This is a genomic window from Actinomadura darangshiensis, from assembly GCF_004349235.1.
GTDB classification, from domain to species: Bacteria; Actinomycetota; Actinomycetes; order Streptosporangiales; family Streptosporangiaceae; genus Spirillospora; species Spirillospora darangshiensis.
The window spans coordinates 20,731-45,116 of sequence record NZ_SMKY01000019.1; the positions used below are offsets into that span (position 1 = coordinate 20,731).

Consider the following 24,386-nt stretch of genomic DNA (forward strand, 5'->3'; position numbering starts at 1 on the left):
TGATTTCTAGATGATCAGTCGCCGAGGAAGGCGGCCGGGTCGCCGAAGTGCCGGCGCAGCCAGCCCTCCTCGTAGATCGAGTCAAGATAGCGTTCGCCGAGGTCGGGGGCGATGGCGACCGCGACCGGGTCCTCGCCGGGGTACTTCTCGTCCAGCCAGCGGGACGCGCCCGACACGACGGTGCCGGTGGAGCCGCCGAACAGGAACCCGCGCGCCGCGAGCGCGTGCACGGCCGCGATCGTGTCGGTCTCCGGGACGTGCACCACGTCGTCGATGTACGACTCGTCCACCAGCGCGGGCCTGCTGCTGGTGCCGAGGCCGGGCACCATCCGCCGCTCGGGGACGCCGCCGAACGTGACCGAGCCGACCGCGTCCACCGCCACGATCGTGACCGGGCGGTCGTGCTCGCGGAAGTAGCGGGCGCAGCCCATCAGGGTGCCGGTCGTCCCGGCGCCGACGAAGAGAACCTCCAGGTCGGGGAACTCGCGGTCGATCGATGGAGCGGTCCCGCGGTAGTGCGCCAGCCAGTTGTTGCGGTTGGCGTACTGGTTCAGCCACACGTACTCGCCGCCGGACGCGCACAGCTCCCGGACGTACTCGATGCGCCCGCCGAGGTAGCCGCCGTTGGCGTCCGTGCCGGACACGACGCGGACCTCCGCGCCGAGCGCCCGCATGACCCGCATCGACGCCGGGTTGCAGCGCGGGTCGGTGACGCACACGAACCGCAGTCCGCGGCTCGCGGCGATCAGGCTGAGCGCGATCCCGAGGTTGCCGGAGGAGGACTCGACGATGATCGAGTCCGGGGTGAGCGCGCCCTCCCGCTCGGCCGCCTCCACCATCGCCGCGGCCGCCTTCAGCTTCACCGAGCCGGCGAAATTGAAGCCCTCGCATTTGAGGTAGAGCGGCCGCTCGATGACATGCCGCAGATCGACGTAAAGGTCGTCGACATTGAAATCCTGCGGCGAGGTTATTATCGGCACGCGTCCATCCTGAAATGAAGAAGCAATTCCCTCATCTTCCCCCGAAGTTCGCCGCGGGCTTCACGCCAGAGCCATGGCGAAGCATCACGGTACTTCGTGCATCTTGCTGCCGCAACCCTTGATTACCAGTCGGTAGGGCAGAATGCGTGGTGCTTCCGGCGGACCCCGGACATAAGCTATGGCCGCGCTTGTAAAGCCGTTACAGCGGAGACGTTCTGCATCACGGAGGGTAATGATGAGTGCTCGTGGACCCGCCGTGGACCGGCTGCTCCCCCCGGCCGGGCTGCCCGCCCTGGAGGTGTCCGCCGAGCAGGCCGCGCGCGCCCGCGAGCTGGCCGCGCGGCTCGGGATGCTCCGCGAGCTGGACGTCGACCTCGCCGACCCCGTCATCACCCGGGTGGAGCGGTTCGCGGCCGAGCGCGACCGTCCCGCCGTGACCGACGAGCACCGTTCGCTCACCTATGCGGAGCTGGCCGCGGAGGCCCGCCGGCTCGCCGCGCTGCTGCTGGCCGAGGGCGTCGAGCCCGGCACGGTCGTCGGCGTCGGCGGCGAGCGCTGCGCGTCCGTCGTCGCCGCGTTCCTCGCGATCGAGCTGGTCGGCGCCCTCTACGTCCCGGCCGACGGCACCTGGCCGGCCGGCCGCGTCCGCGACGTCCTCGACCAGGCCGGCGCGTCCATCCTGGTCACGGTCGGGAAGACCGCGCCCGCACTGCTCGAGGGCGCCGCGGAGGCCGGTTGCCGCGCGGTCCCGGCGGCCAGGGCGCAGGGCCGTGCGGCATGGCCGGGCGAGCCGCGCCTGACCGGCCTCGACCAGCCCCGGTACGTGCTGTTCACCTCGGGGTCGACGGGCCGCCCGAAGGGCGCGGTCGTCGAGCACCGGGGCATGCTCAACCACCTCTGGGCGAAGATCGTCGACCTGGGGATGACCGGCGCGGACGTCCTCGCGTTCACCGCCCCGCTCGGCTTCGACATCTCCATCTGGCAGATGCTCTGCCCGCTGCTGCTCGGCGGCCGGGTGGACGTCATCGGCGACGAGACCGGCCACGACCCGGTCGCGTTCGCCCGCGCGGTCGACGACCAGGGCATCACGATCGTCGAGCTGGTCCCGACCATGGTCAGGCACCTCCTGGACGACCTGGCCCCGGGCTCGCCGCAGGCTGGGGGGACGACCCCCGAGGCCCCCCGGAAGGGCTCGTTGGCGGGCCTGCGATGGATGGTCGCCACCGGCGAGGAACTGCCGGCCGAGCTGTCCCGCCGCTGGCTGGACGCCATGCCGCACGCCCGGCTCCTCAACGCCTACGGCCCGACCGAGTGCTCCGACGACGTCACCCACCACACCGTGACGGCCGCCGACCTGGGCCTTCTGCGCCTCCCCATCGGCACGCCGATCGTCAACGCGCGCTTGTACGTACTCCGTGAAGAGGAGGACGGCACATGGGCGGCGTGCGACGTGGACGGGACCGGCGAGCTGTTCGTCGGCGGCGTGGTCGTCGGGCGCGGCTATCTCGGCGACGACGAGCGGACCAGGGAGGCGTTCTTCCGCGACCCGTTCGGCGCGTCCCCGACCGGCCGCCTGTACCGGACGGGCGACGCCGTCCGGCTGCTGCCGCCGGGTGCGGGGGGCGAGGACCGCCCCACCCTCCAGTACCTGGGACGCGTCGACCGGCAGGTCAAGATCGCCGGGGTGCGGATGGAGCTGGGCGAGATCGAGGCGGTGCTGCAGCGGCACCCCGGGGTCGGGGCCGCCGCGGTCGTGGTGCACGAGTACCCGCCCAGGTAGTGGCCTTACTGTTCACCGAGCGTAATCGGAATGACCGGATTCGGTTGTCAACCTTTGTCATCCGGCGAGCGTCCGGCATACCTGATCGCGGTGTCTCGACCGGCGGTTTTGTCACTCTTGTTAGCAATGGGTCGGGCGAAGTTCTGCTTTTGAGGGGATTGCGAGGCATGTGACAGGGCTGCTTGACTGTGACTCCGCTACTCCCGAGTAGAACGCGGGACGCGGGCGGGTCCGGCCAGGTGCGGAAAGCGGCGGCGCTCCGTATTGGCGGGAACACAGGGCGTTGACTCCGGGATCGCGCGGGCCGATCACGCGACCCGGAGGGGACTCGGGGTGAAAGGGGACGGGGAAACCCGATCAGTTCTGTGGTGATTCTCTTTGAATTTCTGCCCGCCGGCGCCTTGCCGGTTCCGATGAAGGGCGTAAAGCGAACTCTCTGCGACGGGGAAAGTGCCGCGTGATGCCCACCGAGAACGTCCCCCTTTCGGCGGCCCAGCGGAGCGTCTGGTACGCGCAGCAGCTGGCGCCCGAAACGCCGATCCACATCGCGCAGTACATCGAGATCGACGGCCCCGTCGACCACGGGCTGTTCGACCGGGTGGCGCGCATCGCCGCGCACGAGGCGCTCGCGATGAACGTCCGGCTGGCCGAGCGGGACGGCCTTCCGCACCAGCTCCTCGACTCCGGCGCGACCGCCTCCATCCCCCTCGTCGACCTGTCCGGGGAGCCCGACCCGGAGGCCGCCGCACGGGTGTGGATGAAGGAGCGGATGGCCGCGCCGCTCCCGCTCGACGCCGACCGGCTGTACGTCACCGCCCTGCTGCGCCTGTCCCGGGACCGGCACTGGTGGTTCATCCGCGCGCACCACGTGATCCAGGACGGCCACAGCGGGTCGCTGGTCAGCCGCCGCGCCGCCGAGGTGTACACCTCGCTGGCGAACGGCGGCGAGTACGTCCCGTCCGAACTGGGCGACTACCGCAAGGTCCTCGCGGACGAGGACGCCTACCGGACGTCGGAGAGGTTCGAGCGGGACCGCGCCTACTGGACCGGGCGGTTCGCCGACAAGCCGGTCGCGGTGTCGCTGTCGGACGAGATGGCCGAGCCGACCGCCGACTACCTGAGCCTGATCACCGTCGTCCCGCCGGACGCGACCGCCGGGCTCGCCGCCGGCGCCCGCCGGCTGCGCACCGCGACGCAGGGCCTCGCGATCGCCGCGACCGCCGCGTACGTGGCGCGGATGACGGGCACCGAGGACGTCATCCTCGGCCTCGCCGTCTCCGGCCGCACGACGCAGGCCGCGCGGGACACCCCGGCGATGCTCTCGACGATCCTGCCGCTGCGGGTGCGCGTCCGCCCCGACATGACGGTGGACGACCTCGTGCGCGCGGCGACGCGGGCGAGCGCGCGGGCGCTGCGCCACCAGCGCTACCGGCGCGAGGACCTGCTGCGCGACCTGCGGCTGCTCGGCGAGCGCCGCCGCCTGTACGGGCCGGTCATCAACATCATGGCGTTCGACTACCGGCTCGACTTCGCGGGCCTGCCGGCGCGGATGCACGCGCTCACGATCGGGCCGATCGACGACCTGTCGATCAACATCTACGACAACTTCGACGGCGCCGGCATGCGCGTCGACTTCGAGGCGCACCCCGACCTCTACACCGAGGGCCAGGTGGCCGCGCACTTGGACCGTTACGTCCGGCTGCTGCGCACGCTCGGCGACGCCGACCCGGCCACGCGGCTCCGCGACGTCGAGCTGCTGGACGAGACCGAGCGCGACACCCTTCTCCACGGCTGGAACGACACCTACCTGCCCGTCGCACCGGCCGTCGTTCCCGACCTGGTCGAAGCGCAGGCCGCCCAGGTACCCGGCGCGACCGCGGTCGTCGCCGGTGATGCCGTCCTCACCTACGCCGAGCTCAACGCCCGCGCGAACCGCCTCGCCCGCCACCTCGTCGGACGCGGGGTCGGCGCGGAGGACTTCGTCGCCCTCGCCCTCCCGCGCAACGCCGACCTGGTGGTCGCCGCGCTGGCCGTGCTGAAGGCGGGCGCCGCCTACCAGCCGATCGACCTGGCGTACCCGTCCGACCGCATCGCCTACATGCTGCAGGACGCCGCCCCGGCCTGCGTCATCACCACGCGCGACGCGGACCTGCCGGGAAGCACGCCGCGCGTCGAACTCGACGCGCTCGCTCTCGACGGCCTCTCCGGCGGTGACGTCACCGACGCCGAACGCGTCCGGCCGCTGCGCCCCGAGAACCCGGCCTACATCATCTACACGTCCGGTTCGACGGGCCGCCCCAAGGGCGTCGTCATCTCCCACGCCAACGTCGTCGACTTCTGCGCCGAGTCGATGGCGAGCTACGGGCCCGACCGGATGCGCCGCGTGCTGTTCTCGACGTCGCTCAACTTCGACGTCTCGGTGTTCGAGTGGCTGGTGCCGCTCACCAGCGGCGGCGAGATCGAGGTCGTCCGCGACCTCCTCGAAATCGCCGAGCGCGGCGGCTGGTCCGGGACGCTGATCAGCGGCGTCCCGTCCGCCGTGTCGGTCCTCCTCGCCAGGGGCGGGCACCCCGACGCCGCCGCCGGGGACTCGTCTTCCCGGATCCGGCTCGAGGTGGGGGACGTGGCGCTCGGCGGGGAGGCGCTGCCGCCGCAGCTCGTCCAGGACGTCCGGGCGCTGCTGCCGGAAGCGCGGATCTCCAACATCTACGGCCCCACCGAAGCGACGATCTTCGTGACCGGCTGGTTCGACGACGGCAACGCCGAGGGCCTCGCGCCGATCGGCCGCCCGATGGCCAACACCCGCGCCTACGTGCTGGACGAGCGGCTCAAGCCCGTCCCGGCCGGCGTGCCCGGCGAGCTGTACGTGGCGGGCGACGGCCTGGCGCGCGGCTACCTGCGCCGCCCCGGCCTGTCCGCGGACCGCTTCGTCGCCTGCCCCTTCGGCGGGCCGGGGGAGCGCATGTACCGGACGGGTGACCTGGTCCGCTGGCGATTGGGCGGTTCCCGGGGGGCGTGGGGGGTCGCCCCCCCACAGGAGGACCGCGCCCGCCAGATCGAGTACCTCGGCCGCCTCGACCACCAGGTCAAGGTGCGCGGCTTCCGCATCGAACCTGGCGAGATCGAGGCGGCACTGGCCGCGCACCCCGCCGTCACGCAGAGCGTCGTCGTCGCGCGCCGCGACGCCGCCGGGGACACCGTGCTCGCCGGTTACGTCGTCGGCTCCGCCGATCCGGCCGAACTCCGGGCCTTCGCCGCGAAGACGCTGCCGGACTACATGGTGCCGTCCGCGATCGTCGTGCTGGAGGCGATGCCGCTCGCCCCGAACGGCAAGCTCGACCGGGCCGCGCTGCCCGAGCCGGACTTCACCGCCGGCCGCACCGCCCGCGGCCCGCGTGACGCCCGCGAGGAGATCCTCTGCGGGATCTTCGCCGGCGTCCTCGGGCTGGAGCGGGTCGGCATCGACGACGGGTTCTTCGACCACGGCGGCGACTCGCTGAAGGCGACCCGCGCCGTCGCCCGCGCCCGCGCGGCGCTGAACGTGGAACTGCCGGTCAGGGCGCTGTTCGAGACCCCGAGCGTCGCGGGCCTCGCCGAGTACATCGCGTCCGCGGGGGAGGCGGGGCGTCCCGCCCTGGAGGCGGTGGAACGCCCCGTCCCGCTGCCGGTGTCGTACGCGCAGGAGCGGCTCTGGTTCCTGAACCGGCTCGAAGGGCTCACCGCCACCTACAACCTGCCGATCCCGCTGCGGCTCACCGGTGCGGTCGACCACGAGGCGATGCGGGACGCGCTCCGCGACGTCGTCGCCCGGCACGAGTCGCTGCGGACGCTGTTCGGCGACGCCGACGGCGAGCCGCACCAAGTGATCCTGGCGCCGGACGAGGCCGCCCCGCGGCTCACCGTCACCGAGCCCGACGACGTGCACGGCGCCCTGTTCATGGACGCCACGCGCGGTTTCGACCTGGCGAACGAGCTGCCGGTGCGCGCCCACCTGTACCGGCTGGACGAGAACGAGCACCTGCTCCTCATCGTCCTGCACCACATCGCCGGGGACGGCTGGTCGATGGCGCCGCTCGCCCGCGACGTGATCACCGCCTACCTCGCCCGGCTCGACGGAGACGCCCCCGCGTGGGCGCCGCTCGGCGTCCAGTACGCCGACTACGCGCTCTGGCAGCGCGACCTGCTCGGCAGCGAGAGCGACCCGGGCAGCCTCGCCGCCCGCCAGATCGCCTACTGGAAGGACGCCCTCGCCGGGCTGCCCGACCAGATCCGGCTGCCGCACGACCGCCCGCGGCCGGACCGCGCCTCCTACCGGGGCGGGCAGGTCGCCTTCGACGTCCCGGCGGAACTGGCGGACGGCCTCCGGACGCTCGCCCGCGACCACCAGGTCAGCGTCTTCATGGTGTTCCAGGCCGCGCTCGCCGCCCTCCTCACCCGGCTCGGGGCTGGGACGGACGTGCCGATCGGCTCGCCCATCGCCGGGCGCACCGACGCCGCCCTGGACGATCTCGTCGGCGTCTTCGTCAACACGCTGGTGCTGCGGACCGACACCTCCGGCGACCCGTCGTTCGCGGAGCTGCTGGCCCGGGTCCGGGAGACCGACCTCGCCGCGTACGCGCACCAGGACGTCCCGTTCGAGCGGCTCGTCGAGGTGCTGAACCCGGTCCGGTCGCTGGCCAGGCACCCGCTGTTCCAGGTCATGCTGACCTTGCAGAACAACCCGGAGGCGTCCGTCGAGCTGCCCGGCCTGGACGTCGCCGTCGAGCCGGTGGACGCCGGGGTCGCCAAGTTCGACCTGGAGTTCCTGCTGGCGGACGCCCGCGACGGCGCGGGCGGGTTCGCGGGGACGCTCGAATACGCGCTCGACCTGTTCGACCGGGACACCGCCGGGCGGCTCGCCGGCTGGTTCCGGCGGACCCTGGAGGCCGCCGTCGCGTCCGGCGGAGCCGTCACGGCCTTGGACCTCGAACTTCCCGGCGCCCCGGAGATCGCGGAAGCGCCGACCGAGAAGCGGCTCGTCGCGTACGTCGTCGCCGCGCCCGGCCAGACGCTCGACCCGGAGGAGCTGCGCGCCCACATCCGGGAGAGCCTGCCCGAGTCGATGGTGCCCGCCGCGGTCGTCGTCCTGGACGAGATGCCGCTCACCCCGAACGGCAAGGTCGACGCCAAGGCGCTCCCGAAGCCGGAGCTGACCATCCTCCCGGCGACCGCGTTCCGCGCCCCGTCCGGGGAGGCGGAGGAGGCCGTCGCCGCCGTCTTCGCCGACCTGCTCGGCGTGCACGGGGTCGGCGCCGACGACGACTTCTTCGCGCTCGGCGGCAACTCGCTCGTCGCGATGCGGGTCGTCAGCCGCGTCCGCCGCGCACTGGACGTCGAACTGCCCGTCCGCGCCCTGTTCGAGGCGCCGACCGTCGCGAGCCTCGCCGCGCTGCTGGAGGGCGGTGCCTCGCCGGGCCGTCCCGCGCTGGAGCCGCGCGAGCGCCCCGAGGTGATCCCGCCGTCGTACGCGCAGCAGCGGCTCTGGTTCCTCGGCCGGTTCGAGGGGCCCTCCGCCACCTACAACATGCCGGCCGCGCTGCGCATCCGCGGCCCCCTGGACGTGGCCGCGGTCCGCGCCGCCGTCGGCGACCTCGTCGCACGACACGAGTCGCTCCGCACGATCCTGCCGGACGCGGGGGGAGTGCCCCGCCAGCTCATCCTGGACCCGGCCGCCGCCCGTCCCGAGCTGGAGGTCACCGAGACGACCGAGGCGGAGCTGCCGTCGCGGCTCGCCATGGCCGCCGGGTACACCTTCGACATCTCGGCCGAGCCGCCGCTCCGCGCCCACCTGTTCCGGGTCGGGCCGCACGAGCATGTGGCGCTGCTGCTCATGCACCACATCGGCGGCGACGGCTGGTCGATGGCGCCGCTGTCGCGCGACTTCATCACCGCTTACGCCGCCCGTGCCGGGGGCGGTGAGCCCGAGTGGGCGCCGCTTCCCGTCCAGTACGCCGACTACACGCTCTGGCAGCAGGACCTCTTCGGCTCCGAGGACGACCCGGACAGCCTGATCTCGGCGCAGATCGCGTACTGGCGGGACGCTCTGGCCGGACTGCCGGAGGAGCTCGCGCTGCCGGCCGACCGGCCGCGCCCGGCCGCGGCGTCCTACCGGGGCGGGACGGCCCGGTTCCGGCTCGGCGCCGACGTCCGCGCGGGCGTCGTGAAGGTGGCCCAGGAGACCGGTGCCAGCCCGTTCATGGTCGCGCAGGCCGCGTTCGCCGCCCTCCTCACCCGGCTCGGCGCCGGGACGGACGTGCCGATCGGCTCGCCCATCGCCGGGCGCACCGACGAGGCCCTCGACGACCTGGTCGGCATGTTCGTCAACATGCTCGTCTTCCGGACCGACACGTCCGGCGACCCCTCGTTCCGCGAGCTGGTCGGCCGGGTGAAGGAGACCGGCCTGGCCGCGTACGCGCACCAGGACGTCCCGTTCGAGCGGCTCGTCGAGGTGCTCAACCCGCCGCGCCACCTCGCCCGCCACCCGCTGTTCCAGGTCGGGCTGACGTTCCAGAACAATCCCGAGGCACGGCTGGAGATGCCCGGGTTCACTGCCGAGCCGGAGCCGCTGGCGGCCGGAGTGTCCCGGTTCGACCTGCTGATGATCCTCACCGAGCGGGAGGACGGGCTCGACGGCGAGCTGGAGTACGCCCTCGACCTGTACGACCCGTCCACCGCGCAGCGCCTCGTCGAGCGGTTCGAGCGGTTCCTGTCGGCGCTGCTGGCCGCGCCCGACGCGCCGATAGGGTCCGCCGACGTCCTGTCGGCGAGGGAGCGGTCGCTGATCCTCGGCGAGTGGGCGGGAGGTTCACCCGCCCCGGTGGAGCGGGCCACGATTCCGGCGCTGTTCGAGGCGCAGGCGGCGGCACGCCCGGACGCGCCGGCCGTCACGTTCGAGGGCGTGTCGTGGACGTATGCCGAGGTCAACGCTAAGGCGAACCGTCTCGCACGGCGGCTCGCCGAGCGGGGTGCGGGGCCCGAGCAGTTGGTCGCGCTGGCGCTGCCGCGGTCGGCCGGCCTCGTGGTGGCGATCCTGGCCGTCCTGAAGGCGGGCGCGGCCTACGTCCCGATCGACCCGGACTATCCGGCAGACCGCATCGCTTACATGGTCGAGGACGCGAAGCCCGTCCTCACCCTCGGACCGGACGACCTGGACGCGACCGGCTACGACGACACCAATCTCGGCGTCGCCATCTCCCCGGACCACCCGGCGTACGTCATCTACACGTCCGGCTCGACAGGCCGCCCCAAGGGCGTGGTGATCCCGCACCAGAACGTGGTGCGGTTGCTGCGCTCCACCGAGCAATGGTTCGACTTCGGCCCGGACGATGTGTGGACGCTCTTCCACTCCTACGCGTTCGACTTCACGGTGTGGGAGCTGTGGGGCTCGCTGCTCTACGGCGGCCGGCTCGTCGTCGTCCCGTACCTGACATCGCGTTCACCGGAGGACTTCCTCGCTCTCCTGGCACGCGAGAGGGTGACCGTCCTCAACCAGACGCCGTCGGCGTTCTACCAGCTGATGGCGGCCGACAAGGAGAACCCGGGCACCGACCTGGCCCTGCGCTACATCGTCTTCGGCGGCGAAGCCCTCGAACTGGGCCGCCTTGAGGACTGGTACTCGCGGCACGACGAGGACGCCCCGGCACTCGTCAACATGTACGGCATCACCGAGACCACGGTGCATGTCTCGTACCTCGCCCTGGACCGCGCCTACGCGGCGACCGCGCCCGGCAGCGTCATCGGCACCGGCATCCCCGACCTGCGCGTCTACGTCCTAGATGATCGGCTCCAGCCGGTCGCCCCGGGTGTCGCCGGCGAGCTGTACGTGTCCGGCGCGGGCCTCGCGCGCGGCTACCTCAACCGGCCGGGCCTGTCCGCCGAGCGGTTCGTCGCCGACCCGTTCGGCGCGCCGGGCGCCCGCATGTACCGGACGGGCGACGTCGCGCGCCGGCTGAACGACGGCCGCCTCGACTACCTCGGCCGCAGCGACCAGCAGGTGCAGCTGCGCGGCTTCCGGATCGAGCCGGGCGAGATCGAGTCGGTACTCGCCCGGCACGACACGGTCTCGGACGTCGCCGTGGTCGTCCGCGACGACCGCCTCGTCGCCTACGTCGCCGGGTCCGGCATCGACGCGGCGGAGCTGCGCCGGTCCGCCGGCAGGGACCTGCCCGCCCACATGGTCCCGGCCGCGGTCGTCGAGCTGGACGCGCTGCCGCTCACCGTCAACGGCAAGCTCGACCGGAACGCGCTGCCCGCGCCCGGCCGCACCGCCAAGGTCTCCGCCCGCGAGCCCCGCACACCCGAGGAGGAGACCCTGGCCCGCCTGTTCGCCGAGGTGCTCGGCCTGGACCGGGTCGGGATCGACGACGGGTTCTTCGACCTCGGCGGCGACTCGATCATCGCCATCCAGGTCGTCTCCCGCGCGCGCCGGTCCGGCCTGGTCATCACGCCGCGCGATGTGTTCCAGCACCAGAACGTCGAGGAGCTGGCCGCCATCGCGCGGCCGGTCGGCGAGGACGAGGAGATCGAGGCGGAGGCGCCGGGCGCCGGCGTCGGCCCCGTCCCGATCACCCCGATCATCGCCTGGCTCCGCGACCGGGTCGCCGGCGACGCGTCGCTGATCAGCGGTTTCCACCAGGCGATGCTGCTCCGCACCCCGCCGGACCTCGGCCTGGAGAAGCTGACCGCCGCGCTCCGGACCCTCCTGGACCACCACGACGTCCTGCGGTTGCGCCTGGACGGCTGGCAGCCGGTCGTCCGGCAGCCGGGCTCGTCCGGCGCGTCCGACCTCGTGACCCGCATCGACGTCGCGGGCATGGACTCGGAAAAGGTCCGGTCCGTCATCGGCGAGCAGGCCGCCGCCGCCCGCGACCGCCTCGACCCGGTCGCCGGGACGGTCGCGCAGCTCGTCTGGTTCGACGCGGGCCAGGAGCAGGGACGCCTGCTCGTCGTCCTGCACCACCTCGTCGTGGACGGCGTGTCGTGGCGCATCCTCCTGCCCGACCTCGTCACGGCCTGGGCCGGGGGAGAGCTCCAGCCGGTCGGGACGTCGTTCCGCCGCTGGGCGCAGAAGCTCACCGCGGCCGAACGGGACGAGGACGCGCTGGAGGACTGGCTCGACATCGTCGACGGCCCGCCGCAGAACATCGCGGCCCGCGCGCTCGACCCGCGCGTGGACATCGCGGCCCGCGCCCGCTCGGTCACCCTCGACCTGCCCGCCGACGTGACCGGGCCGCTGCTCACCGACGTGCCCGCCGCGTTCCACGGGCGCGCCAACGACGTCCTCCTCACGGGCCTCGCCGTCGCGGTCGCCCGGTGGCGCAGGCACCACGGCGGGCGCGGCAGCGGAGTCCTCATCGATCTCGAAGGCCACGGCCGCGACGACGTCGTCCCCGGCGTCGACGTCTCCCGGACGGCGGGCTGGTTCACCTCGATCCATCCCGTCCGGCTGGACGCGGGCAACGCGACCGGCGGCGCGGCCGTCAAGAAGGTGAAGGAGCAGCTCAGGGCCGTCCCGGACGCCCTCGGCTACGGCCTGCTCCGGCACGTCGACGGCGACGGGGAACTGGCCGGGGCGCCGCCCGCGCAGATCGCGTTCAACTACCTCGGCCGGATCGCGCCGGGCGACGACGGCGGCGACTGGACGCTCGCGCCGGAGGACCTGCCCGCGGGCGAGGACCCCCGCATGCCGATGGCGCACGCCCTGGAGATCAACGCCGTCACCCGCGACCTCCCGGCCGGCCCCGTGCTGTCCGCGACGTGGACGTGGCCGGGCGGGCTGCTCGACGCCGGCGACGTCCGGGAGCTGGCGGACGGCTGGTTCGCGGCCCTGCGCGGCCTCGTCGCGGACGTCGCCGCCGGGGAGTCCGCCGGGTTCACCCCGTCCGACCTGCTCGTCGACCTGGACCAGGGCGAGATCGACCGCCTGCAGACCGCGTGGAGGCAGAGCCGGTGAACCGGGGTGATCTCGAGGACATCCTGCCGCTGTCGCCGCTGCAGCAGGGCTTCTTCTTCCACGCCCTCGTCGACGCCGGCGACGGCGACGTCTACACGGCCCAGCTCGTCCTCGATCTTGAGGGGCCCCTGGACGTCCCGGCGCTGCGGACCGCCGCCGAGACGCTGCTGCGCCGGCACGCCAACCTGCGGGCCGCGTTCTGGCACGAGGACCTGTCGCGCCCCGTCCAGGTGATCCCGCGCACGGTCGAGCTGCCGTGGGAGGAGATCACCGCGTCCGGGGCCGAGGCCGATGCCGTCGTCGCGCGGGAGCGGGCGCGCGGCTTCGACATGACCGCGCCGCCGCTGCTGCGGTTCGTCCTCGTCCGGACGGCGCCGGAGCGGTTCCGGCTCGTCTTCACCAACCACCACATCCTGCTGGACGGCTGGTCCACGCCGGTCCTCGCGACCGAGCTGTTCCTGCTCTACATGCAGGGCGGCCACGACACGGGGATGCCGCGCGTCACCCCGTACAAGAACTACCTGGCCTGGCTCGCCCAGCAGGACCGCGCCGCCGCCGAAGAGGCGTGGCGCCGCGCCCTCGACGGCGTGGACGCCCCCGGCCTCGTCGCCCCCGAGGCCGCCGGCCGCGCCCCGCGGCCCCCGCGGCGGACCATCACCGAGCTGGACGGGCGCACCACCCGCCGCCTCACCCGCGCGGCCCGCCGCCACGGTGTCACGCTGAGCACCGTGCTGCAGGGCGCGTGGGGTCTCGTCCTCGGACGGCTCCTCGGCTCCGACGACGTCGTGTTCGGCGCGACCGTCTCCGGCCGCCCGCCCGAACTGCCCGGCGTCGAGCAGATGATCGGCCTGTTCATCAACACGCTGCCGGTCCGCGTCCGGTACCGCCAGGACGAGCCGCTCGGCACGCTGATGGAACGGCTCCAGGACGAGCAGACCGCCCTCCTCGCCCACCACCACCTGGGCCTCACCGACATCCAGCGCGCGGCCGGCCACGGCGGCACGCTGTTCGACACGATGACGGTGCTGGAGAACTACCCGTTCGACCCGTCCGCCATGGACGGCCCGCTCAACGGCGTCCGCATCGCGGCGGCCGACTCCTACGACGCGACCCATTTCCCGCTGTCGTTCGTCGCCGTGCCGGGCGAGAACCTGTCGCTCCGCCTGCACTACCGGCCGGACGCGTTCGAGCAGCCGGTCGTCGAAGCGCTGCTGGCCCGCGTCCGCCGCTTCCTGGAGGCCTTCGCCGACGACTCCGGCCGCCTGATCGGCGCCGTCGACCTCGCGAGCGGCACCGAACGCACGGCGCTGGCGGCCTGGAACGACACGGCCGGCGACATCCCGTCCGGCACCCTCCCGGTCCTGTTCGAATCGCAGGCCGCCCGCACGCCCTCGGAAGCGGCCCTCGTCTGCGGCGACACCGCCTTGAGCTACGCGGAACTGAACGAACGCGCCAACCGCCTCGCCCACGAGCTCATCGCCCGGGGCATCGGCCCCGAAGACCGCGTCGCCCTGGTCCTCCCGCGCACCCCCGAGATCGTCGTCGCGATCCTCGGCGTCCTGAAGGCCGGAGCGGCCTACGTTCCTATCGACCCGGAGTACCCGCCGGACCGCATCGCCTTCATGCTGTCCGATGCCCGCCCGGCCCTCACCATCACGGCCGACGGCCTGCCGGCAGCGGCGGCGCGGCCGGGGCACGACCCGTCCGACCGGGATCGGGTGCGGGCACTGCGGCCGGAGAACGCCGCGTACGTCATCTACACATCCGGGTCCACGGGGCGGCCCAAGGGCGTGACCGTGCCGCATGCGGGCGTGCTCAACTACTTCGAGGCGCATCGGGACGCCTTCATCGACCCGGTGAGCGAGTCCGCCGGCGGACGCCGGATGCGCTTCGCCCATCTGGCGTCGTTCTCGTTCGACACGTCCTGGATGGGCCTGCTGTGGATGATGCACGGCCACGAGCTGCACCTCATCGGCGACGAGACCCGCCGCGACGCCGAGGCGTACACCGCGTACGTGGCACGCGCGCGGATCGACCTGGTGAACACCACCCCGTCGCATTTCGCCTCACTCCGCGAATCGGGCCTGCTGGCCGACGAGCGGTACCTGCCGGCACACCTTCTTCTCGGCGGCGAGGCGATCAGCGAGAGCCTCTGGGACGATCTGCGCGCCATCCCCGGGCTCACCGCCCGGAACTTCTACGGGCCGACCGAGTCGACCATCGACACCATGAACCAGGTCGTCGGCCGCAGCGAGCGCCCGGCCATCGGCTCGCCCTACCGCAACACCCGCTCCTACGTCCTGGACACCGCTCTCCAGCCCGTCCCGGCCGGGGTCCCCGGTGAGCTCTACCTGGCCGGTGCCCAGCTCGCGCGCGGGTACCTCGGCCGTCCCGGCCTGTCCGCCGAGCGGTTCGTCGCCGACCCGTTCGGCGCGCCGGGCGACCGCATGTACCGGACCGGCGACCTGGCCCGATGGCGCCCGGACGGGACGATCGAGTACCTCGGCCGCACCGACGACCAGGTCAAGATCCGCGGCTTCCGGGTGGAGCCGGGCGAGATCGAGAACGTCCTCGCCGGGTGCGACGGGGTCGTGCGGGCCGCCGTGGTCGTCCGCGAGGACCGGCCCGGCGACAAGCGCCTCGCCGCCTACCTCGTGGGGCCGGACGTCGACGTCGCGGCCGTCCGCCGGTTCGCGGCGGAGCGGCTGCCCGACCACATGGTCCCGGCGTTCACCGTCCTCGACGCGCTGCCCCTCACCGTGAACGGCAAGCTCGACCGGGCCGCCCTGCCCGCGCCCGGAACCGGCGCCGCCGCGAGCCGCGCGCCGCGCTCGCCGCAGGAGGAGATCCTCTGCGGGCTGTTCGCCGAGATCCTCGGCGTGTCCAGAGTGGGCGTGACCGACGGGTTCTTCGAGCTCGGCGGCGACTCGCTCACCGCGACCCGGCTGGTCGGCAGGATCAGGTCGGCGCTGGGCGCGGAGCTGCCCGTCCGGGCGCTGTTCGAGGCGCCGACCGTCGCGGGGCTCGCCGAACGGCTCGCCGGCGCGGCCGGCGGCGTCCGCCCGCCGCTGGTGCGGGCCGAGCGCCCGGGCGCGGTCCCGCCGTCGTACGCGCAGCAGCGCCTCTGGTTCCTCAACCGCCTCGACGGCGTGTCGGCGACCTTCAACATGCCGATCGCGCTGCGCCTCGACGGCGCGCTCGACCTCGACGCGCTGCGCGCCGCCCTCGCCGATGTCGCCGCCCGGCACGAACCGCTCCGCACGATCTTCCCGGACGGGTCGGGCAGCGCCCGGCAGCTCGTCCTCGACCCGGCCGACGCCCGCCCCCGCCTCGACGTCACCGGCACCGACGAGGCCGCACTGCCGGCGGCGCTGGCGGCGGCGGCCGGGCAGGGCTTCGACCTGTCCGTCGAGCCGCCGCTGCGGGCACGGCTGTTCGCGCTCGGCGGCACGCACGTCCTCATGCTCGTCCTGCACCACATCGCGGCGGACGGATGGTCGATGGCGCCCCTCGCCCGCGACGTGCTCCTCGCTTACACGGCCCGTGCGGAAGGCCGCGAACCGCAGTGGGAGCCGCTGCCCGTCCAGTACATCGACTACACGCTCTGGCAGCGCGAACTGTTCGGGTCGGAGGACGACCCGGACAGCCTCATCTCGGCGCAGATCGCCTACTGGCGGGACGCACTGGACGGGCTGCCCGAAGAGCTCGCGCTTCCCGCCGACCGGCCGCGTCCGGCCGAGGCGTCCTACCGGGGCGGCACGCACTCCTTCGAACTCGACGCCGGACTCCACGCCGGGCTCCTGGCGCTCGCCAGGGAGAGCGGCGCGAGCCTGTTCATGGTCATGCAGGCCGCCTACGCCGCGCTGCTCACCCGGCTCGGCGCCGGGACGGACGTGCCGATCGGGGCGCCCATCGCCGGGCGCACCGACGAGGCCCTCGACGACCTGGTCGGCATGTTCGTCAACATGCTCGTCCTGCGTTCCGACACGTCCGGGGAGCCTTCGTTCCGTGAGCTGATCTCGCGGGTGAAGGAGACCGGCCTCGCCGCCTACGCGCACCAGGACCTCCCGTTCGAGCGGCTCGTCGAGGTCCTGAACCCGGCGCGGTCGATGGCGCGGCACCCGCTGTTCCAGGTCGTCCTGTCGTTCCAGAACAACCCCGGGGCACGGCTCGACCTGGACGGGCTCACCGGCGGAGCCGAACCCCTCCCGGCCGGTGCCGCCAAGTACGACCTGTCCCTCTACCTGGAGGAACGGCACGGCGAGGACGGCGCGCCCGGCGGCATCGAGGCCGGACTCGAATACGCCCTCGACCTCTTCGACCCCGCCACCGCGCAGGCGATCGCCGGCCGTTTCGAACGCCTCGTCCGCGAACTGGTCGCCGATCCCGACGCGCCCATCACCACCGCCGAGATCCTCGACCGGACCGAGCGCCGCACCCTCCTGGGCCGCTGGGCCGGCGGCGAGGGCCGCGACGTCGAGCGGACGACGATTCCGGCGCTGTTCGAGGCGCAGGCGGCGGCCCGCCCGGACGCGCCCGCGGTCACGTTCGAGGGCGTGTCGTGGACGTACGCCGAGGTCAACGCTAAGGCGAACCGTCTCGCTCACCGGCTGATCGGGCAGGGCGCGGGGCCCGAGCGGTTCGTCGCGCTGGCGCTGCCGCGGTCGGCCGACCTCGTCGTGGCGGTCCTGGCCGTCCTGAAGGCGGGCGCGGCCTACGTCCCGATCGACCCGGACTACCCCGAAGACCGCATCGCCTACATGGTCGAGGACGCGAAGCCCGTCCTCACCCTGCGCCCGGGCGACCTGGACGTCGTCGACCAACCCGACACCGATCCCGGCATCGCCGTCTCACCCGACAACCCGGCGTACGTCATCTACACGTCGGGCTCGACAGGCCGCCCCAAGGGCGTGGTCGTCCCGCACCAGAACGTGGTGCGCTTGCTGCGCTCCACCGAGGAATGGTTCGACTTCGGCGCGGACGACGTGTGGACGCTCTTCCACTCCTACGCGTTCGACTTCTCGGTCTGGGAACTGTGGGGCCCGCTTCTGTACGGCGGTCGGCTCGTCGTCGTCCCCTACCTGACGTCACGCACGCCCGCGGACTTCCTTGCCCTCCTGGAGCAGGAAAGGGTGACCGTCCTCAACCAGACGCCGTCGGCGTTCTACCAGCTGATGGCGGCCGACAAGGAGAACCCGGGCACTGACCTGGCCCTGCGCCACGTCGTCTTCGGCGGCGAAGCCCTCGACCTCGGCCGCCTTGAGGACTGGTACGCCCGGCACGACGAGAACGCCCCGACGCTCGTCAACATGTACGGCATCACCGAGACGACCGTGCATGTCTCTTACGCCGCGCTCGACCGCGTCCACGCCGCGACCGCGCCCGGCAGCGTCATCGGCGCCGGCATTCCCGACCTGCGGGTCTACGTCCTCGATGGACGCCTCCAGCCTGTCCCGCCCGGCGTGCCCGGCGAGTTGTACGTCGCCGGCGCCGGGCTGGCGCGCGGCTACCTGAACCGCCCCGGCCTGTCCGCCGAACGGTTCGTCGCCGACCCGCACGGCAGGCCCGGCACCCGCATGTACCGGACCGGCGACCTCGGCCGCCGCCGCCCCGACGGCGGCCTCGAATACCTCGGACGCGCCGACCAGCAGGTCCAGCTGCACGGCTTCCGGATCGAGCCGGGCGAGATCCAGGCCGTCCTGGCCAAGCACGAAGACGTCCGCGACGCCGCCGTGGTCGTCCGCGACGACCGCCTGGTCGCCTACGTCGTCGCGTCCGGCGTCGACGCCGCGGGCCTGCGCCGCTTCGCCGGCCGGACGCTGCCCGACCACATGGTTCCGGCGGCCGTCGTCGAGCTGGACGCCCTCCCGCTGACGTCGAACGGCAAGCTCGACCGCAAGGCGCTCCCCGCGCCCGACTTCGCCGCCAAGGTCTCTTCCCGCGCACCCCGCACCCCCGAAGAGGAGACCCTGGCCCGCCTGTTCGCCGAGGTGCTCGGCCTGGACCGGGTCGGGATCGACGACGGGTTCTTCGACCTCGGCGGCGACTCGATCATCGCGATCCAGCTGGTCTCCCGGGCCCGCCGGTCCGGCCTCGTCATCACCCCCCGCGAGGTGTTCCAGCACCAGACCGTCGAGGAGCTGGCCGCGACCGCGCGGCCGGCCGGCGAAGGCGAGCGGGTCGAGGCGGAGCCGCCCGGCACCGGCATCGGCCGGATCCCGGCCACCCCGATCATGCGCTGGTTCCAGGAGCTGACCGGCCCCGTCGACGGCTACAGCCAGCGGATGCTGCTCCAGGTCCCCCCGGATCTCGGCACGGAGCGGCTGGCGGCCGCGCTGCAGACCGTCCTCGACCACCACGACATGCTCCGCCTCCGCGTGCACGGCGGCGAGTTCGACGTGGCCGAACCCGGCACGGTCGAAGCCGCGGCGCTCGTCCACCGCGTGGACGTCGCCGGCCTCGGCACCGACGCGCTCCGCGCCGCCCTCGCCGAAGAATCGGACAACGCCCGCCGCCGCCTCGACCCGGTCGCCGCCACGATGGCGCAGCTCGTCTGGTTCGACGCGGGCCCGGCCGCGTCCGGGCGCCTGCTCCTCACCCTCCACCACCTCGTCGTGGACGGCGTGTCCTGGCGGATCATCCTGCCCGACCTCGTCACCGCCTGGGCCGGCGGAGACCTCGACCCCGTCCCGACCTCGTTCCGCCGCTGGGCGCAGCGCCTCGCCGCCGAGGCGTCCGACCCCGCCCGCGCGGCCGAGCTGCCGCTCTGGGACGACATCCTCGCCACCCCCGACCCCGTCCTCGGCACCCGGCCGCTGGACCCGGCCGCCGACACGTTCGCGACGGCGAGGCACCGCACGTTCGACCTGCCCGCCGACGTCACCGGACCGCTCCTCACCGAGGTCCCGGCCGCGTTCCACGGGCGGGTCAACGACGTCCTGCTCACCGGCCTCGCCCTCGCCGTCGCCGAATGGCGGCATGACCGCGGCGTCGCCGACGAGACCGCCGTCCTCGTCGACCTCGAAGGGCACGGGCGCGAGGAGATCGTCCCCGGCGTCGACCTGTCCCGCACCGCCGGCTGGTTCACCACGATCCACCCGGTGCGGCTCGACCCCGGACGGCTGTCGCCCGCCGACGTCCGCGAAGGCGGCCAGGCCGTCGGCACCGCCCTCAAGCGGGTCAAGGAGCAGCTCCGCGAGATCCCCGACAACGGCATCGGCCACGGCCTCCTCCGCTACCTCGGCCCGGCGGCGCGCCCCGCCGCCCACCCGCAGATCGCGTTCAACTACCTCGGCCGCTCCACCGTGCCCGAGGCCACCGACTGGGGCCCCGCCGGCAAGGCCGACGCCGACGCCCTCGGCACCGGGCAGGACGCCGCGCTCGGCCTCGTCCACGCCGTCGAGGTCAACGCCCACACCCGCGATCTGCCGGACGGACCCGAACTGTCCGCGACCTGGACGTGGGCGGGCGGCCTGTTCGGCGACGAGGCGATCGAGGACCTCGCCGGCCGCTGGTTCGCCGCACTGCGCGGCCTCGTCGCGCACGTCGTCGACGGCGCCGCCGGCGGGCCGGTCGGCGGGTTCACCCCGTCCGACCTGTCCCTCGTGGACGTCGGCCAGGACGAGATCGACGAGCTCGCCGCCGAGCTCGACGGCGAATGGGAGCTGGATTGAGCACGTCGCAGCTTGAGGACATCCTCCCGCTGTCCCCGCTACAGCAGGGGCTCTTCTTCCACGCCCTCTACGACTCCGGCCGCGACGTCTACACCGCCCAGGTCGTGTTCGACCTGCGCGGCCCCCTCGACACCGGCGCGCTGCGCGCCGCCGCCGCGACCCTCCTGCGCCGGCACGCCAACCTCCGCGCCGGGTTCCGGCAGCGCAAGGAGGGCACACCCGTCCAGGTCGTCCACCGCGCGGTGCGGCTGCCGTGGCAGGACGAGGACCTCTCCGGCCTGCCCGAGGCCGACCGCGACACCAGGGCCCGCGAGCTGGCCGACGCCGAACGCGCCCGCCCGTTCGACATGGCGAAGCCGCCGCTGCTGCGGTTCCTGCTCATCAAGCTGGCGGACGGCCTGCACCGCATGGTGTTCACCAACCACCACATCCTCCTGGACGGCTGGTCCACACCCGTCCTGCAGACCGAGCTGTTCGCGCTGTACCTGGCCGACGGCGACGACACCGGGATGCCGCGCGTCGCGCCCTACAAGAACTACCTGGCGTGGCTCGCCGCCCAGGACCGCCCCGCCGCCGAGGACGCCTGGCGGCGTGCCCTCGACGGCGTCCACGAACCCACCTTCGCGGCGCCCGGCGCCGGCGAGCCGGGCCCCGGCGCACCCGGACGCGTCCGGGTGCGCCTCACCGAGGACCTCACCTCGGCGCTCAACGCGCGCGCGCGATCCCAGGGCGTCACCCTCAACACCGTCCTGCAACTCGCGTGGGGCACACTCCTCGGTGGCCTCACGGGTTCCACCGACGTGGTGTTCGGCGCCGCCGTCTCCGGCCGCCCGCCCGAACTGGCCGGCGTCGAGCAGATGATCGGGCTGTTCATCAACACGCTGCCGATCCGCGTCCGCGTCCACCCCGCCGACACCGTCGCCGAGGCCCTGACCCGCCTCCAGGACGAGCAGGCCGCGCTGATGCCGCACCACCATCTCGGCCTGTCCGACATCCAGCGCCTCTCCGGCACCGGGACGCTGTTCGACACGATGACGGTCCTGGAGAACTACCCGTTCGACCCCGACGCCGCCGGCACCGACCTCGGCGGCCTCACCCTCCACGACGTGGACGGTTACGACGCGTCCCACTACCCGCTGACCCTCGCCGCCGTCCCCGGGCGCGGCCTGTCCCTGCGCATCGACCACCGGCCCGACTTCTGCACCGAGGCCGGTGCGCAGCGCCTGATGCGCCGGTTCGAGCGCATCCTCGAAGCCATCGCGTACCGGCCCGGCCTGCCCCTCGCCCGCATCGCCGTCCTGGACGAGGAGGAGCGGACCCGGGTCCTCGAAGCCTGGCAGGGTCCGGTCACCGGCCGTTCCGCGGGCACCATCACCGGCCGGTTCGCGGAACGGCTGGCCGGCTCCCCGGACGCCGTCGCCGTCCGCGCCGACGGCGAGTCGATCACGTACGCGGAACTCGACGTCCGGGCGAACCGCCTCGCGCACCGCCTCATCGGGCTCGGCGTCGGACGGGATGTCCCGGTCGCCGTCCTGCTCGAACGATCCGCCGACACGGTGGTCGCCTCGCTGGCGATCCTCAAGGCGGGCGGGGCGTACGCGCCGATCCACCACGCCTACCCGCCGGAGCGGACGGCGTGGGCGGTCGCCGAAGTCGGCGCCCCCGTGCTCGTCGTCAACACGCCGATGCGCGACCGGGCCGCCGGTCTCGACACGTCCGCGGAGATCCTCGTCATGGACGACGACCCGCAGACCGCCGCGCAGCCCGAGACCCCGCCCGGCGTCGAATGCCACCCCGAGCAGCTCGCCTGCGTCCTGTTCACCTCCGGGTCGACGGGCCTGCCCAAGGGCGTCATGCTGCGGCACCGGGACGCCGTCGACCTCGCCACCGACGGCCGCCTCACGGGCGGGGCGCACGACCGCGTCCTCGTCCACTCGCCGCACGCGTTCGACGCGTCCGTCTACGAGACGTGGACGCCGCTGCTGCGCGGCGGGACGGCGGTCGTCGCGCCGCCCGGCCGGCTGGACGCCGGCACTCTCGAACAGATCATCGCCGCCGAGGGCATCACCGGCCTGTTCCTCACCACGACCCTGTTCAACCTGGTCGCGGACGAGCGGCCGCACGCGTTCGCCCCGCTCCGCGAGGTGCTCACCGGCGGCGAGACGGGCTCGCCGGCGGCCATGCGCAAGGTCCTCGCCGCGTGCCCGGACACCGGCGTCGGCCACGTGTACGGGCCCACCGAGGGCACCACGTACACGACCCACACGGAGCTGCGGGGGCGGCTCGGCGACCCGTCCGAGACGTCCGCCGCGCTGGGGCGCCCCATCGACGACATGCGCGTGTACGTGCTGGACCAGGGGCTGCGGCCGGTCCCGCCCGGCGTCGTCGGCGAGGCGTACATCGCGGGTGCCGGGGTCGGCCGCGGCTACCTGCGCCGCCCGTCGCTGACCGCAGGACGCTACGTCGCCGATCCGTTCGGCGCGCCCGGCGGCCGCATGTACCGGACGGGCGACCTCGTCCGGTGGCGCTCGGACGGCGACCTGGAGTACGTCGACCGCGCCGACTTCCAGGTGAAGGTCCGCGGGTTCCGGATCGAGCCGGGCGAGATCGAGGCCGCGATCGCCGCCCACCCGGACGTCGCGAACGTCGCCGTCATCGCCCGCGAGGACACCCCGGGCGTCAAGACCCTCGTCGCCTACGTCATCGCACCGGCTCTGTCCCTCAGGGGGGACGACCCCCCTGAACCCCCCGGGGAGAAGCGGCCGGTGGACGGCCTGCGCGAGTTCGTGAAGGACAGGCTGCCCGAGTACATGGTGCCCGCCGCGTTCGTCCGGCTCGACACGTTCCCCGTCGGCCCGAACGGCAAGCTCGACCGGCGCGCCCTCCCGGCGCCCGACTACACCGAGGCCGCCGCCGGACGCGACCCGGGCACGCCCGAGGAGGAGCGGCTCTGCGCCATCGTCGCCGACGTCCTCGGGCTCGACCGCGTCGGTGCCGACGCCGGCTTCTTCGACCTCGGCGGCGACAGCATCGCCGCGCTCAGGCTCGCCACCCGCGCCCGGCAGGCCGGCATCGAGCTCACCCCCCGCGACGTGTTCACCCACCAGACCGTCGAGGCGATGGTGCGGGCGGGGGAGCCCGAGGACCGGCTCGGCTTCGAGGTGCTCCTGCCGATCCGCGCGTCCGGCCCCCGGCCGCCGGTCTTCTTCGTCCACCCGGCCGGCGGGCTGGCCTGGGTCTACTTCCAGTTCCAGCGGCACCTCGGCCCCGACCGGCCGATCTACGGGCTCCAGGCGCGCGCGTTCACCCGGTCCCGGCTGCCGGAGTCCGTCGCGGAGATGGCGGTCGACTACCTCGCGCAGATCCGGGCCGTCCAGCCCTGCGGCCCCTACCACCTGGTGGGCTGGTCGCTCGGCGGGCTCGTGGCCTACGAGATGGCCGTCCGGCTCCAGGCCGCCGGCGAGCGGGTCGGCCTGCTCGCCCTCGTCGACGCCTACCACGGCCAGGACCTCGGAGCCGAGCGCCGGGAGGTCCTCCCCGAGCTGCTGGAGTCGATCGGCATCGACGCGCGGATGGTCGCCGCGGACGGCAACCCCGACATGGCGCAGATCATGGCGGTGCTCGCCGAGCGCGACGACGCCTTCGCCACCCTCGGTGAGGACGACCTCGTCAACGTCTACCGCAACTACGAGCAGGGGCTCCGCCAGGCCGAGGAGTACGTGCCCGGACGCTTCCGCGGCGACATCGTGTTCTTCACCGCGCTCCAGGGCCGCGCCGCCGGGTCGCCCGAGGCGCGCTCCAACTGGGGCCCGCTCGTGGACGGCGGGATCGAGGACTACCCGATCGACGCCGAGCACCACCTGCTCATGGAGCCGGGCCCGGCCGCCGAGATGGGCGCCGTCCTGGCCGCCAAGCTCGGCAAGCTGCGCAGTACCGATCGAACGCAGCACTGATTGAAAGGG

At 73.5% G+C, this 24,386-nt stretch carries 5 protein-coding genes; 4 read left to right on the top strand and 1 reads right to left on the bottom strand.

What is annotated here, in order from left to right; all coding sequences use genetic code 11:
* Positions 1-14: 14 nt before the first annotated feature.
* The gene (gene sbnA, locus E1293_RS06820) at positions 15-980 is read right to left on the bottom strand and encodes a 2,3-diaminopropionate biosynthesis protein SbnA (RefSeq protein WP_132194976.1); all 966 of its coding nucleotides are present in this window, start codon (positions 978-980) and stop codon (positions 15-17) included.
* A gap of 256 nt (positions 981-1,236) precedes the next feature.
* On the opposite strand from sbnA, the gene E1293_RS06825 reads away from it, so the two are divergent.
* The 4 genes from E1293_RS06825 to E1293_RS06840 all read left to right on the top strand — a co-directional run bounded on the left by E1293_RS06825 (position 1,237) and on the right by E1293_RS06840 (position 24,377).
* Positions 1,237-2,760 carry an amino acid adenylation domain-containing protein gene (locus tag E1293_RS06825; RefSeq protein ID WP_243716065.1) on the top strand — a complete coding sequence of 508 codons (1,524 nt, stop codon included), beginning with the start codon at positions 1,237-1,239 and terminating at the stop codon, positions 2,758-2,760.
* A 460-nt stretch (positions 2,761-3,220) separates the two neighbouring features.
* Entirely contained in the window at positions 3,221-12,751 is a 9,531-nt protein-coding gene (locus E1293_RS06830) for a non-ribosomal peptide synthetase (RefSeq protein ID WP_132194978.1), read from the top strand.
* Positions 12,748-20,424 carry a non-ribosomal peptide synthetase gene (locus E1293_RS06835; RefSeq protein ID WP_132194980.1) on the top strand — a complete coding sequence of 2,559 codons (7,677 nt, stop codon included), beginning with the start codon at positions 12,748-12,750 and terminating at the stop codon, positions 20,422-20,424. Before E1293_RS06830 ends, E1293_RS06835 begins: the two co-directional genes overlap by 4 nt.
* Complete coding sequence (locus tag E1293_RS06840) at positions 20,421-24,377, top strand: amino acid adenylation domain-containing protein (RefSeq protein ID WP_243716066.1); 3,957 nt, start codon at positions 20,421-20,423, stop codon at positions 24,375-24,377. Before E1293_RS06835 ends, E1293_RS06840 begins: the two co-directional genes overlap by 4 nt.
* The last annotated feature ends 9 nt before the right edge of the window (positions 24,378-24,386 follow it).

What these genes read in the sequence shown, in the direction of transcription:
- E1293_RS06830 (WP_132194978.1), top strand. Translation starts at nt 3,221, where the DNA reads ATGCCCACCGAGAACGTCCCCCTTTCGGCGGCCCAGCGGAGCGTCTGG.